The sequence below is a fragment of the Flavobacterium erciyesense genome (assembly GCF_018069925.1).
Lineage (GTDB): Bacteria > Bacteroidota > Bacteroidia > Flavobacteriales > Flavobacteriaceae > Flavobacterium > Flavobacterium erciyesense.
This window is the reverse complement of the sequence record NZ_JAGPXB010000003.1, coordinates 170063-183624: the sequence shown is the minus strand read 5'-3', so window position 1 is coordinate 183624 and position 13562 is coordinate 170063. Positions and strand designations below refer to the sequence as shown.

The 13562-nt window shown below is 34.6% G+C and carries 14 protein-coding genes; 5 read left to right on the top strand and 9 right to left on the bottom strand.

Features of this window, described 5'->3' with window-relative positions:
• The first annotated feature begins 24 nt into the window (after positions 1-24).
• The gene (locus KBJ98_RS05230; protein WP_210788586.1) at positions 25-951 is read left to right on the top strand and encodes an SMI1/KNR4 family protein; all 927 of its coding nucleotides are present in this window, start codon (positions 25-27) and stop codon (positions 949-951) included.
• A 488-nt stretch (positions 952-1439) separates the two neighbouring features.
• Here KBJ98_RS05230 and KBJ98_RS05225 read toward each other — a convergent pair whose 3' ends face one another.
• The 5 genes from KBJ98_RS05225 to KBJ98_RS05205 form a co-directional block, all read right to left on the bottom strand.
• Entirely contained in the window at positions 1440-2213 is a 774-nt protein-coding gene (locus tag KBJ98_RS05225; protein WP_210788585.1) for a CDP-alcohol phosphatidyltransferase family protein, read from the bottom strand.
• A gap of 46 nt (positions 2214-2259) precedes the next feature.
• Complete coding sequence (locus KBJ98_RS05220; protein ID WP_210788584.1) at positions 2260-3285, bottom strand: COX15/CtaA family protein; 1026 nt, start codon at positions 3283-3285, stop codon at positions 2260-2262.
• A 125-nt stretch (positions 3286-3410) separates the two neighbouring features.
• Positions 3411-4826, bottom strand: coding sequence for a CCA tRNA nucleotidyltransferase (locus tag KBJ98_RS05215; RefSeq protein WP_210788583.1), 1416 nt, complete (start codon positions 4824-4826; stop codon positions 3411-3413).
• A 26-nt stretch (positions 4827-4852) separates the two neighbouring features.
• Positions 4853-5236 carry a GxxExxY protein gene (locus KBJ98_RS05210; RefSeq protein WP_210788582.1) on the bottom strand — a complete coding sequence of 128 codons (384 nt, stop codon included), beginning with the start codon at positions 5234-5236 and terminating at the stop codon, positions 4853-4855.
• Positions 5237-5273: 37 nt separating this feature from the next.
• Entirely contained in the window at positions 5274-5840 is a 567-nt protein-coding gene (locus KBJ98_RS05205) for an L-threonylcarbamoyladenylate synthase (protein ID WP_166135107.1), read from the bottom strand.
• Between the two features lie 174 nt (positions 5841-6014).
• On the opposite strand from KBJ98_RS05205, the gene KBJ98_RS05200 reads away from it, so the two are divergent.
• Both KBJ98_RS05200 and KBJ98_RS05195 read left to right on the top strand, forming a co-directional pair.
• Positions 6015-6800 (top strand): DUF5672 family protein, encoded by a 786-nt coding sequence (locus KBJ98_RS05200; protein ID WP_210788581.1) that lies wholly within the window; start codon positions 6015-6017, stop codon positions 6798-6800.
• A 10-nt stretch (positions 6801-6810) separates the two neighbouring features.
• Positions 6811-7545: a Kdo domain containing protein gene (locus tag KBJ98_RS05195; RefSeq protein ID WP_210788580.1), complete on the top strand. Its 735-nt coding sequence runs from the start codon at positions 6811-6813 to the stop codon at positions 7543-7545.
• Here the strand turns inward: KBJ98_RS05195 and KBJ98_RS05190 are convergent.
• The 4 genes from KBJ98_RS05190 to KBJ98_RS05175 all read right to left on the bottom strand — a co-directional run bounded on the left by KBJ98_RS05190 (position 7528) and on the right by KBJ98_RS05175 (position 11285).
• Positions 7528-8313: a glycosyltransferase family 2 protein gene (locus tag KBJ98_RS05190; RefSeq protein WP_210788579.1), complete on the bottom strand. Its 786-nt coding sequence runs from the start codon at positions 8311-8313 to the stop codon at positions 7528-7530. The two genes, KBJ98_RS05195 and KBJ98_RS05190, sit on opposite strands and share 18 nt — an antisense overlap.
• Before the next feature lie 64 nt (positions 8314-8377).
• The gene (locus KBJ98_RS05185) at positions 8378-9442 is read right to left on the bottom strand and encodes a glycosyltransferase family 9 protein (RefSeq protein WP_225899067.1); all 1065 of its coding nucleotides are present in this window, start codon (positions 9440-9442) and stop codon (positions 8378-8380) included.
• Between the two features lie 18 nt (positions 9443-9460).
• Positions 9461-10444, bottom strand: a complete 984-nt coding sequence (locus KBJ98_RS05180) for a glycosyltransferase family 2 protein (RefSeq protein WP_210788578.1) — start codon at positions 10442-10444, stop codon at positions 9461-9463.
• Positions 10445-10469: 25 nt separating this feature from the next.
• Positions 10470-11285, bottom strand: a complete 816-nt coding sequence (locus KBJ98_RS05175; protein WP_166135123.1) for a 2,3,4,5-tetrahydropyridine-2,6-dicarboxylate N-succinyltransferase — start codon at positions 11283-11285, stop codon at positions 10470-10472.
• 196 nt (positions 11286-11481) lie between these two features.
• Between KBJ98_RS05175 and ruvX the strand changes: the two genes are divergently transcribed.
• A complete protein-coding gene (gene ruvX / locus KBJ98_RS05170) occupies positions 11482-11895 on the top strand; it encodes a Holliday junction resolvase RuvX (protein WP_166135126.1) in 414 nt (137 codons plus the stop codon).
• A gap of 120 nt (positions 11896-12015) precedes the next feature.
• Positions 12016-13512 carry a malate:quinone oxidoreductase gene (locus tag KBJ98_RS05165; protein WP_210788577.1) on the top strand — a complete coding sequence of 499 codons (1497 nt, stop codon included), beginning with the start codon at positions 12016-12018 and terminating at the stop codon, positions 13510-13512.
• The last annotated feature ends 50 nt before the right edge of the window (positions 13513-13562 follow it).

The window sequence follows — 13562 nt, the reverse complement described above, 5'->3', positions numbered from 1 at the left end:
ATTTATGACTAAACAGAATTGCGTATGAATGTTGTAGAAAAACTTCAGAAAATTATAAGAGTTCAAGAAGAACAAACTAAAATGAAATTGGGAGCGCTGAATGAGCCAATTGACAGTAATGCGATTCAAGGAATTGAAGCCTTGCTAGAAGAAAAATTACCAAATGAAATTATTGCACTTTACGAATATGCAAACGGGCAGAATGATAGTGGCAATGGGATTTTTTTTGGAGAACAATTTTGCAACTCGGAGGAAATTATTCGACAATTGAATTTTAGTAGAACTCTAATAAAGTATGAAGAAAATACCATTGCTAACCCTGATCAATCAGAGTATCTGATAAAGAAAATTGTTAATTTCTACAGCAGTAAAGCTCCTAAGAAAAGCTTTTTTGGCTTAAAAAAAGCTTGGTATAAAATAGAATTTCAATGTGGGCTCAATAGTTTTGGAGGTCCTTATCTTTATAAATCTGAAAGCACAACAGCTCATAACAGAGAGATAATGCGGGTAGATACAAGCGAAATTGAAGAATATGTCAATGAGTTGTATAATCTTGAACAGCCAACTTATCGCTGGGACGAGTTACGATTTGTACTTTTTTCAGATGGAAATTACGAATTGGAACGATTTGCATATGACTTTGATCAGGAAATTCCGTTTACGTCAACTCCGGAGCATGCGATTAAAAAAAAATATTTTCACTTTAAATGGCTGCCCATATTTTCAGATTATGGTGGAAACTATATCGGAATCGATCTCGACCCTGATTCAAAAGGGAAAAGGGGACAGGTGATCAACTTTGGCCGAGATGAAGAAGACATGTTCGTGCTGGCTGAAAATCTCGAAGATTTATTCGATAAGGTATTAAATGAATTTGCTAAGGCAGAAAATAGCGTACTAAATTCTGAAAATCATTTGCACGAAATTTTAAAAGATCTTGTTTCAAAATAACCACTTTTTTACGGTTATGAACTATCAACTTTTCTTATTAATCGTAGTCTGAAAATGTTTATCATTGTACAATAATCAGTTCATTGATATGAAGAAATTTTTTAAAATTTTATTTTTGTTGGCAACAGTTTATTTACTTGTTCCTTATACTATTGGTTTATACGGAAAGATAAGTCAGCCGCACTACAAAAACATTTCTTTACTTGACTATTTTTGGATTGGCCTTATTTTAATTGTGATGATACTCCTCAATTTTAAATGGTTATCTTGGGACAAATTAAAAAGAAAAAAATCATGATTTTAACTGCATTTAGATCTTGGTTCGTAACTGATTTAATAATTTTTTAAAAATTTGCCGGCCATTGGATAGTTGGCTTTATTGATAGAAAAGCTTATCAAAACACTTCATATTTAACTTTAACATAAAAGAAGATAAATACTGGTTTTTAGCGCTTTAGTGTAAAGTTATAGATTAAATCTATGTTGGTTTAAACCTTGAAGAAGATTTTTCGAATAGCAATTAAAACCAGAATAAATCCCGTGTAAAAAATGAAAAACGGAATAATCCATTCTACTTTATCAAAGGCAAGCAAAGCAGCAATTAGTAACAGTTGAAAACCCAAACCATAAATTGAAAGTAGGGTCATGAACCAGTTAGGGAATGTTTTTACTTTGTACGCATCAGCATCGAGCGTGTGGATGATTTTGTCAAACAAACCATAAACGACCGTGTAAATTTTGAATAAAATATCAACTGATTTTTGCGTTTCGCCAGGCAAAGCACGTGGCGATTTGTATTCGAATATTTTACTTGTTGTATCACCGCCAACCGATTTGTTTCGCAAAATAACGTAATAATAATTATACAATGTGCCTTGTAGCTGAATACCAAAAAAGGCAAGCAATGTTGGCAACAAAGTTGTTTTTGAAATGTAACAAATAGTCATCAAAAACATAAAATTGAGAATAATGTCAAACACACTATCTAAATACCTTCCGGTGTATGATGGAGTATTTTTGAGTCGAGCCAATTCGCCATCAGCGGCATCAATACCTGACTTTAGAACAATAAAAAAAGCAGCCCAAACATAAGCGCCGACTAACATGCAATAGATCGCTGTTAAACCCGAAAGGCCAAAAAGTAAGGTTAAGTGTATGGGCGTAAAGCGAGTGTTTTTTAATTGATTGGCAAGCAATCTTCCAAATGATCTTCCGTAATCAGACAAATCTAAAAACTGATCTTGGCTAGCAAGTTTTGACATTTTAATTTAAATAGGCAACAAGAACTGCGACAATATAGTCTAGGTATTATGCAGAAAGGATATTTTTCTTTCTGGTTTCCAAAAATAGGTAAAATTGCACACCAAACAACACTGTTGCTAAAACCAAATGAATAGTTTGCGTTCCAAAAGGGAAATCAAAGTAATACATGGCAATTCCTGAAGCGATTTCTACAGCAAGCAAATACATAATCCATTTGGTTTTGCTATATCCTAAATTGGATTGGTTGTTGAGGTACAATAAATAGGCATTGATAGCCAAAACAACTATTGAAAAGGAACGGTGAAAGTAGAAAATCCAACTTGGGTTTTGCAACCACATGATTTCTGGCGCTCCTGTTTTTACAACGATATCAACTTGTTCACGAACATCAGTGCCCAAAATAATTTGAACTAAAGTTAGCAACAAAGCAAATATTAAAAGATTCTTGTATTTTGTAGGAGCGTTAACTGCAGGTTGATTGTTTTTTTGAACATTGTAAATAACATACAATTGTAAAGCAACAATAAGTAGTGCCGCTAGCATGTGTGTGGTGATTTTATACGGACTCAAATCAGAGTCTACAACAGTTTTTCCTAACCAGGCTTGAAATCCCATCAAAACGCACACGGCAAAGGAAAGGTAAATTAGTTTGCTATTATCCTTGCGGTATCCAAATGCTAGCGCAAATGTAATCACACAAGCTATACCTGCTAGAGCTCCAAAAAGGCGATTTATAAATTCTACCCAAGTGTGCATCGGGTTAAAAATAGCGTAGTCATGTTTGGTATATTTTTCCCAATTCGCAGCTTCAAAACTATTAGTTGAGGTAAAGTCCGTTTTAGCTACCAAAAGCGCTTCGTCTTTTATAATTACTTGTCCTTTTTCATACTGTTTAGCAGGTGTGAAAAGTAGCTGACTTTTTTCGGTTGGTGGAATGTAGTATCCAAAACATTTTGGCCAATCTGGGCATCCCATTCCAGAGCCTGTCAATCGAACAAAAGCTCCGGCAAATATGACCAAATAAACCAGTACTAAGGCTATTTTTGCTGATTTTAAAAAGTATTTTTTCATCTGAATTGGTAGAAAAATTGAGGTCTTTCTATCGACCGTTTTTTTATTTTTTTAGCATTAAAATTGCAATTGTTTTGCTGTTGCAAAAGTAGCTAAAAGCCCAGTATTGCTATTTGAAACAATAGTTAAACTTTGGCCAAACCCATTTTTGCTGCTTTGATCAACATAAAATCATAGGCAGCTTGATAATCGTTCGGGATTTCGCCTTCTAAAATTGCTTCTTTGATTGCTTCTTTCAAACGGCCAATTTCCATAGAAGGTTTTAAGTTGAAAATCGCCATGATTTCTTCTCCACTTATTGGTGGTTGAAAATTACGTACATGATCACGCTCCTCTACCTCAATGATTTTTTTTCGAACTATTTCAAAATTTTTATGGTATTTTTTGAACTTGTTTGGGTTTTTGGTGGTAATGTCTGCCTCGCACAAAATCATCAAATTTTCAACATCTTCACCGGCATCAAAAACCAATCGGCGAACCGCACTATCAGTTACTAAATCCTGAGACAAAACGATTGGTCTTGAACTCATCGAAACCATTTTTTGAACAAATTTCATTTTGTGGTTTAAAGGCATGTGCAAGCGTTCGAATATTTTTTTGGCCATTTTACCGCCCAGAAATTCATGTCCATGAAACGTCCATCCTTGTTTTTTATTGAATCGTTTGGTAGGTGCTTTACCAATATCGTGCAACAAAGCAGCCCATCTCAACCAGACATCATCCGTATTTGGGCAAATATTATCTACTACTTCTAAGGTGTGATAAAAATTATTTTTGTGCGTATGACCTTCAATTTCTTCCACTTGATTTAAGGCGGTAAGCTCGGGCAAAATTAAATCTAACAAGCCTGTTTGATAGAGTAATAAAAAGCCAACAGAAGGTTTAGCGGTTTGTAAAATTTTGTTGAGTTCATCAACGATGCGTTCGCCAGAAATGATTTTAATTCGCTCGGCGTTTTTAGTAATAGCCTGCAACGATTCGGTTTCAATTTCAAAATTCAATTGCGTTGCAAAACGAATAGCGCGCATCATTCGCAACGGATCGTCAGAATAAGTAATATCAGGATTTAAAGGTGTTTTCAGAATCTTTTTATCCATGTCTTGCAGACCTTGAAACGGATCAAGCAAGTCGCCATAAGTTCCTTCATTCAAGGAAATAGCCAAGGCATTGATCGTAAAATCACGACGGTCTTGATCATCTTTTAAAGTACCATTTTCAACTATTGGGTTACGGCTGTCTGATTGGTACGACTCTTTTCGGGCGCCAACAAATTCAATTTCGGTATCTTCAAAACGCAGCATGGCAGTGCCATAGGTTTTAAAAACTTGTACTTTTGGTTTGTTTGGCAAAAGTTGCGATACTTTTAATGCCAATTCGATACCGCTACCAACGGCAACGACATCAATATCTTTTTTGAAATCTCTTCCTAAAATGTAATCTCTCACGAAGCCACCAATAACGTAGCTTTCTACGTTCAGTTCTTGTGAAGCTTGGGAAATAATTTCGAATATTTTATTGTTTAATGCTTGCTTGTAATTCATATTTTTGATGACCGCAAATTCGCAAATTATTTTTTTGAATCTATGATGCGTTTGTATTCTAATGATGTTAAGTTAAAATTGGCAAGTATAGCAAGTTTGCTTTTAGATACTTTTAAATAGTTCAAACATTGATTATAATGATTGTTGTTGAAACAATCAACAGTTTTTATTTCGAGAATAATTTTATCGTAAACCACAAAATCTGCATAAAATTTATGTTTTAAAATAGTGTCTTTGTAATAAACAGAAAACTCTTTTTCTCTTTGGTATGGAATGTTTTGTTGCTGAAATTCATATTCAATGGCATCCTTATACACTATTTCAGAAAAACCTTTCCCCAGATTTTTATGCACTTCAAATAAAATGCCGACTATTTTATAATTTTCATCTTTATAAAGATATTCTTCCATATAGAATAAAAATAATTTGCGAATTTGCGGTTAAATTTTATTTACGAATAACCTTAACCTGCGAATCGCTCGTTAATTTGATAATAGTTGATGGTTTCCCTCCAATTTTATCTTGATGCAAATTTACAACATAGTCCACACCTTTTATAATTTCTGGATTGATATCTTTGAATGCAATAGGAGTGGGTTGGCCAGAGATATTTGCTGATGTTGAAACTAGTGGTTTTTTCATTTTCTCCATTAGTTTAAAACAAAATGGCTCTTTTACTATACGCACACCAAGCGATTTATCTGCCGAAATAACGTTAGGAGCTACATTTCTCGGGTTGTCTAGGATTAAGGTAGTAGGTTTTTCAGATAAATCTATTATTTGCCAAGCTACTTCCGGAATGTCCTTAAAAACATTGTACATCATTTTTTCGCCATTCATCAATACAATCATGCTTTGCGTTTCGGCTCTTTGTTTGAGTTTGTATATTTTGGCTACGGCATCAGGATTAGTGGCATCACAGCCAATTCCCCAAACGGTATCAGTAGGGTACAAGATAATTCCGCCTTCCTTGATAACTTCGTAAGCTTTGTGTATTTCGTTGTTAATATCCATTTTTATGAGGTAAATTCGATGCAAAATTAAGCAATATCCAAGAGGATTGCTATAAATTTAATTTTCAATAAATATGTTTTTCATAATTATAAGATTATTTTTGTCAATTCATAACATGATTCATCTTTAAAATTGTTTTTAAGTCGGTGTATGTTATAAATAATCCAAGATCGAATGAGTCAAAAAGTAAAAGTAGTTATTCCTGTATACAGAAGTTTTTTTGGAGAATTGGAGGAAGAATCCTTTTTGCAATGTCACGCAGTTTTGTCTAATTATGACATCGTTTTAGTACAACCAGAAGGTTTAGATACAAGTTTTATCACTAGTAAATTTCCAAAAGTACAGGTCGAGTATTTTCCAAAATCTTATTTTCAAAGTATTGATGGATACAATGAGTTGTTACTTTCGGCTACTTTTTATGAACGTTTCATTGAGTCGGAGTTTATTTTAATTTACCAGTTGGACGCCTTTGTTTTTTCAGATCAGTTGGCGCAATGGTGTGCTAAAGACTATGATTATGTTGGTGCACCTTGGATTGCAACTCAAGAAAAATTCCCATTGAAACAAATTAATGCTTTGCTAAAACCATTTAAATCACACCGCACTAAAAGAAGGGATGTGATTTTTTATAAAGTAGGCAATGGTGGATTTTCACTACGTAAAACGGCTACTCACTTTAAAATAGCAACCGAACAAAAAGACGCTATTAAAAAATTGTTGGCCGATAAAGAACGCGATTTATGCGCCATTGAAGATGTGTTTTGGTCCATTCGTGTACCAGAATTATATCCAAATTTTAAAATTCCTCTGTATCAAGAAGCGCTTGGTTTTGCTATGGATAGAAAGCCTGAATTGGCCATGAAGCTCAATAACAATCAAATGCCGTTTGGTTGCCATGGTATTAATAAAAATAAGGTGACCCATTTTTGGAAACCACTTTTACAGCAGTATAAAAAATAATTAGTAAAAAATGAAGGTCTCTGAATCTATAGCCGATTGCATAAAGAATTTTAAAACCACTGGAACTGTTTTTGGTGATGGTCAACGAAACATTATCAAATTATTTTCAGTGGATGGTGCGATGGTTAATATCAAATCATTCAAAATTCCAAATATTATTAATCAAATTGCGTACAAATATTTTCGCAAATCAAAAGCGCGACGCTCTTATGAATACGCTACTCGATTGTTAGAAAATGGTATTGGTACACCACAACCTTTGGGCTATGTAGAACATTTTAATTGGTTGGGTTTGCAATCTAGTTTTTATGCAAGTGCGCATTTACAAACAGAGTTAACTTACCGAGAATTAGTCCTGCAGCCTGATTATCCGGATCATGAAAATATTCTACGTCAATTTACCGCTTTTACTTTTTTGTTGCATGAAAAAGGAATCGAGTTTTTAGATCATTCACCCGGAAACACACTCATAAAAAACGAGGGCAACGGCCGCTATAGTTTTTATTTAGTTGATTTAAACCGAATGAATTTTCATCGAGAAATGAGTTTTGATTTGCGTATGAAAAACTTTTCTAGGCTTACGCCAAAAGAAGAAATGATCGCAATTATGAGTGATGAATACAGCAAATTAGCTGCTATTCCTTACGACGAGGTTTTTGCAAAAATGAATTTTTATACTATTGATTTTCAAACGAAATTTCATAGAAAGCGCGCTCGAAAGCAGAAACTACTTTTTTGGAGGTAAATTTGATTCCTTCCAAAGTTGTTTTAATTTTTGATATCTCACCCGAACCGAATTAGCATTTAGGTAACAAATGATTAGTCCCTTTTTGCCATCTAAAAAACCCAATCGAGCAATATAATTGTATAAAAAATTATAGAGGGGATGAAAAAAAGAACTGCCAAGTAACGCTTTTTCATTTTTTAAGAACTTCTCCTGAGCCTTTAATTCACCATATCTGACTGTTTTCGCTTTGTATGAATTATAGTCAGTGTACGAATAGTGAATCAATCGATGGCGTAGAGTAGCAATTTTACCCCGTACCTGCAGTTTTTCATGTACCAATTTATCATTGGCGTACTGAGCATATTTTTTGTTAAAAAGCCTGAATATTTTATCGGTTTGATTTCCACTAAAGTGTAATGTTTCATTTTCAAACATAAATGTGCGCCTAAACAAATACGCTACTGCAGCAGGATTCTGTAAAGTAGTTTTAATTTCGTTTTGCAATTCAGGTGTCAAACGTTCGTCTGCATCGAGAAATAAAACCCAATCATTGCTTGCTAATGATAATGCATAATTGCGCTGGGCAGCATAGTTTTCAAACTTATTTTGATAAAATTTTACTTTAGAAAACTCTTTGGAGACTTCTGCTGTACCATCTGTACTAAAGGAATCAACCACTATAATTTCGCTTGCAAAATCAAGCCCACTCAATAAGGTAGGCATTTGCTGCTCCTCATTTAGCGTTATGATCAAAACGGATAAAGCAAGTGGGAAATCTGTGGTCATTATCTAGGATTAGTTTTAAAAACAAAAGTAAACGTTTGTATTTGAGAAATTGCACTCAAATAGTTCATTTAGTATGCGTATTTAAAAAATTCTTTAGAGCAGGAAAAATTAAATCAGGGTGAAATTTCTGGTATAAATTGTCACTTTCTTTTTTGATTTCCTTTGCTGATCTTGATAAAAACAATTCAGGTTTGAATTCTTTCAAATGCAAAGATATATGTCGAATTCCATCTTCAAAAGTAGCCCAGCCTTTTTTATCAATCCAAGGAGAAAAGATAATAAATGAGGGTTTGTTGAGTGCTTTTGCCATGTTAATAGCGCCACCATCATTACCAATAATAAAATCGCAAGCATTCATAATGGCAATAAAATCGCGTATGCTGTGTCCAATTGCTTTTGGATAAATTTTACTTTGAGTACTCGATTTACAAGCCTCGTATAGTTCAGTAGCTTCACTGCTTTGTTGAGGCATGTAATTAAAAAGTAGGTTTGCATCACAATGGTAGGCAATGAAATCTATCACTTGCGCCATGTAAGACAAAGGATAAGTTTTATCTTGGCTACTACCAAGAATACTTAACATTATTGTTTTTTTTGTTGTATCAATTTCTTGTTCTTCGAACAGTTTTTTTGCAAATACTTTTTCATGTTCAGCTACATAAATTTTAGGGAAATTGTCCAAGCTTACATTCAATTGTAATGGGTTGAGTAATGATAAACGTTGTTCTATAATTAGACCCGCATTGCTCGTGGCTTGCTCGTGTCTGACAATAGTATCAGTGTATAAAAAGGAGCGCCCTTTTTTCAAGTACGATATTTTTTTAGTTGCACCTGAAAATAAAACGACCAACCAGCTTTCAAGTTTCGAGTAAGCGTCAATAACTACGTCATATTTCTCTTTTCGGATGGATCGAATTAGTTTGAAGTATTCCCATCTGCTGTTTTGATGTTTTTTTTCGAATAGGATTAATTTATCAAAACTCGTATGTCCTTCAAGTACTGGAGTTGTTGATTGATAAACCATGTAATCAATTTGTGCAGTAGGATACGCTTTGCGCAAATTATCACACAAAATAGAGCTTACCAATACATCACCGATCATTTTTTGCTGAATTACTAATATTTTCATGGAAACAATCAAGTAGGTTTAAAGAACACTTTTTCTTTTAAAATTCATTGCGCGTGGACTAATCCAAGTTTTGTTTTGAAGAACGTGTTTGTAGTACATTGTTAAATTTCGCAACATGAGTCGGTGTACTTTTAGTTTTGGAACAAAAAATAAAACCAAACTAAAAAGGGATAAAATACTTTTTTCAAGTAATACACTTACTACTAATATGAATTGAAAATATGACTTAGTAAAGCCTGTAAATTCATTGCTTATGTAGGTATGTTTAGAGATGATAACCTCTGTTTTTGTCAGCGCTTTGGTAACTACATTCAAACGGGAGGCGCCTCCATGTTGATGAAAAATGGTTGCTTTGCGAGTCACCGCTATTTTAGCTCCCATTTTAACTGCTTTTTTGCAAAGATCAACATCTTCAAAATACAACCAATAATCCTCGTTCCAACCATTAATTCGTTCGAACCAGGCTCTGCTGATCATTACGACAGCACCAGTCACCCAATCAGGGTAAAACAATTCATTTGTGTTTTGAAATCGATTTTTTAAAGTATTTGAATTCCACTTACGATAGATAGATCGCGAAATACCAAAAAAACGTCCTGCTGCTGGAAACAAATTATTTTGTTTGTAGTATTTATCATTTTCATTGATCTGCAAACAAGATAAAATTCCAATTTCAGGTTTCGCAATTGCAGTTTCTACCAAAACAGTTAAAGCTGCAGTAGTGAGTTTGGTATCAGGATTTAAAAAAAGGAAATGGTTTCCCTTTGCCATGCTTGCACCTGTGTTGCAACCATTAGAGAAACCATTATTACCTGTGTTTTCTTTAAAAATAAACTGTGGATATTTGACTTGAAAGTTCGGCAATTGACCGTCATTCGAAAAATTGTCAATCACAATAACCTCAAAAGAGTGCTGTGATTCACTGATTTTTGTTAGCGATTCTAAACACTCGTCTAGCGCTTTCCAGCCGCGGTAATTGACAATGATTATTGATATATCCAATAGAATAAGTAGTAAAGAGATTAATTTATACGGCTACGTTATATTCACGTAAAGCATCATTTAAAGATGTTTTCAAATCAGTCGAAGCTTTTCTTTGTCCGATGATTAATGCACAAGGAACTTGAAAATCTCCTGCAGGGAATGATTTAGTATAGCTTCCTGGGATAACTACTGAACGAGCCGGTACATATCCTTTCATTTCAACTGGAGTTTCTCCGGTTACGTCAATGATTTTTGTTGAGGCAGTTAAGCAAACATTTGCTCCCAAAACCGCTTCTTTTCCTACGTGCACACCTTCAACAACAATACAACGAGATCCAATAAAAGCACCGTCCTCAATAATTACTGGCGCAGCTTGTAATGGTTCTAAAACACCACCAATACCAACACCACCGCTCAAGTGAACATGTTTACCAATTTGTGCACAGCTACCTACAGTTGCCCACGTATCTACCATTGTACCTTCGTCTACATAAGCGCCAATATTTACATAACTTGGCATCAAAATTACACCACTTGAAATGTAAGCTCCGTAACGTGCAACAGCATTTGGAACCACACGAATTCCTTTTTCGGCGTAACCTGTTTTTAGTAACATTTTATCGTGGTACTCAAAAATACCAGATTCCCATGTTTCCATTTTTTGAATAGGGAAGTACATTACTACCGCTTTCTTTACCCACTCGTTTACTTGCCATCCGTCAGCAACTGGTTCAGCAACGCGAAGTTGTCCGTTGTCAACTAGCTCGATAACCGCTCTGATGGCATCAGTAGTTGTAGTTTCTTGCAATAAAGCTCGGTTTTCCCAAGCTTGCTCTATAATTGTTTGTAATGGATTCATGTTATAAATTTTTGGCAAATATACCAATTTTAGACACAAGCAAAATAGCAAATTGCTATCAAAATGTTACATTTCTAACTTTATTGTAGGTCTTTGCTTTCGGCATTAAAACTAGCGTTTTTAGAGATTGATATCAGTATCTATCTTCATTGTTTTTCAGTTGATTCAAATACTTATCTTTGTCAAAAAAAAAACAATGCCAAGAATTCTATCTATTGATTACGGTCAAAAACGCACTGGAATTGCAGTTACCGATGAAATGCAAATTATAGCATCAGGATTAACAACGATTCCTTCAGCCACCGCTATTCCTTTTTTGAAAGAATATTTTAGTAAAGAAAAAGTTGAGGCGGTTTTGATAGGAGAACCCAAACAAATGAACGGACAGCCTTCTGAAAGCGCTTCCATCATCAAAGGTTTTGTAACTCATTTTAGCAATCACTTTCCAGATATGCCTGTAATTAGAATGGACGAACGCTTTACCTCAAAAATGGCATTTCAAACGATGATTGATAGCGGAATGAGTAAAAAGAAGCGTCAGGATAAAGGTTTGATTGATGAAATTTCAGCAACAATTATGTTGCAAGATTATTTAGCTCGTAAAAAATAGCGTTTTCAAGAAAAAATAACGTTTTCGAACCAAAATGTTTTGAAAAATGTAGATTTTCGGCCTTATTTTATGCTTTTTTTTGCAATTATATGATTTATCTTTGCAGTCTAAAACCGAGTTATGTCTGATACAACCATACGTACAAATAGTGAAGTAGTGCTTATTGGAGCTGGAATAATGAGTGCTACTCTAGGTTTAATTCTGAAAGAATTACAACCGGATATTAAAATAGAAATTTACGAACGATTAGATATGGCGGCTGCCGAAAGTTCAGATGCATGGAACAATGCAGGGACTGGGCATTCTGCTTTTTGTGAATTAAATTATACTCCTGAAGCAGAAGATGGTAGCATTAATCCCAATAAAGCCATCAGTATTGCTGAATCATTTGAGGTTTCTAGACAATTTTGGGCTTATTTAGTGCAAGAAAATAAGGTGCCTTCTCCAGAAAATTTTATCAAAAGCATACCACACCTGAGCTTTGTTTGGGGTGAAAAAAATGTACAATACTTAAAAACAAGATTTGCAGCTTTGCAAACTAGTCCTTTGTTTAAAGAAATGGTATACAGCGAAGATGTTGCCGAACTTAAAAATTGGATGCCGCTTGTGATGGAAGGTAGAAAAGAAGGTGAAAAAGTAGCAGCTACATCGATGGCATTAGGTACTGATGTGAATTTTGGAGAATTAACACGCAGTATTTTTAAATATCTTACCAAAATGGATGGCGTTACGATGCATTTTAATCACGAAGTTCAAAAATTAAAACAGCGTGATGATAAATCGTGGCGAATTAAAATTACCGATTTAGCTACGGGACAAAAACGAAAAGCATACACGAAATTCGTATTTATTGGTGCTGGTGGAGGTTCATTACCTTTGCTAGAAAAAGCTGATGTTCCGGAAGGAAAAGGTTACGGAGGTTTCCCAGTAAGCGGACAATGGCTAAAATGTACCAATCCGGACGTAATTGCCAAACACGAAGCGAAAGTTTACGGAAAAGCAAGTGTGGGTGCCCCACCAATGTCGGTTCCTCACATTGATTCTAGAATGATTAATGGTGAAAAACAATTGCTTTTTGGTCCATTTGCAGGTTTTTCAACTCGTTTCTTAAAAAATGGTTCGTATTCTGATTTGCCTCTTTCGATTAAACCAGATAATATCATTCCGATGATCGCTGCGGGTATCAAAAATATTCCGTTGACCAAATATTTGATTGAACAAGTACGCCAATCTCCTAAAGACAGGATTAATGCTTTGCGTGAATATGTGCCAGGAGCAAGATCTAAGGATTGGGTTCTAGAACGTGCCGGTCAACGTGTTCAGGTTATTAAAAAAGATGAAAAAGAAGGCGGTGTATTAGAATTTGGTACCGAGGTTATCGCTACTGCTGATGGAACGCTTTCTGTTTTATTAGGCGCATCACCTGGAGCTTCAACAGCAGTTTCAATCATGATTGATTTGTTAAGTCGTTGTTACAAAGAAGAAATGAAAACAGCCGAATGGCAAGATAAATTAAAGAAAATGATTCCTTCTTACGGTCAAAAGTTGAATGAAAATCCAGCTTTGTTAGCGCAAGTTCGTGAAGAAACATCTAAAGTTCTGAAATTGACGAACTAAAACTTTGTCATTTTGATTAAAAAGGTACTAAGTAGAAAAATTTCTAACTA

Excerpts from the sequence above, each read along its gene's own strand:
- KBJ98_RS05230 (WP_210788586.1), top strand. The coding sequence starts at position 25 with ATGAATGTTGTAGAAAAACTTCAGAAAATTATAAGAGTTCAAGAAGAA.
- KBJ98_RS05225 (WP_210788585.1), bottom strand. The coding sequence starts at position 2,213 with ATGTCAAAACTTGCTAGCCAAGATCAGTTTTTAGATTTGTCTGATTAC.
- KBJ98_RS05220 (WP_210788584.1), bottom strand. The coding sequence starts at position 3,285 with ATGAAAAAATACTTTTTAAAATCAGCAAAAATAGCCTTAGTACTGGTT.
- KBJ98_RS05215 (WP_210788583.1), bottom strand. The coding sequence starts at position 4,826 with ATGAATTACAAGCAAGCATTAAACAATAAAATATTCGAAATTATTTCC.
- KBJ98_RS05210 (WP_210788582.1), bottom strand. The coding sequence starts at position 5,236 with ATGGAAGAATATCTTTATAAAGATGAAAATTATAAAATAGTCGGCATT.
- KBJ98_RS05205 (WP_166135107.1), bottom strand. The coding sequence starts at position 5,840 with ATGGATATTAACAACGAAATACACAAAGCTTACGAAGTTATCAAGGAA.
- KBJ98_RS05200 (WP_210788581.1), top strand. The coding sequence starts at position 6,015 with ATGAGTCAAAAAGTAAAAGTAGTTATTCCTGTATACAGAAGTTTTTTT.
- KBJ98_RS05195 (WP_210788580.1), top strand. The coding sequence starts at position 6,811 with ATGAAGGTCTCTGAATCTATAGCCGATTGCATAAAGAATTTTAAAACC.
- KBJ98_RS05190 (WP_210788579.1), bottom strand. The coding sequence starts at position 8,313 with ATGACCACAGATTTCCCACTTGCTTTATCCGTTTTGATCATAACGCTA.
- KBJ98_RS05185 (WP_225899067.1), bottom strand. The coding sequence starts at position 9,442 with ATGAAAATATTAGTAATTCAGCAAAAAATGATCGGTGATGTATTGGTA.
- KBJ98_RS05175 (WP_166135123.1), bottom strand. The coding sequence starts at position 11,285 with ATGAATCCATTACAAACAATTATAGAGCAAGCTTGGGAAAACCGAGCT.
- ruvX (WP_166135126.1), top strand. The coding sequence starts at position 11,482 with ATGCCAAGAATTCTATCTATTGATTACGGTCAAAAACGCACTGGAATT.
- KBJ98_RS05165 (WP_210788577.1), top strand. The coding sequence starts at position 12,016 with ATGTCTGATACAACCATACGTACAAATAGTGAAGTAGTGCTTATTGGA.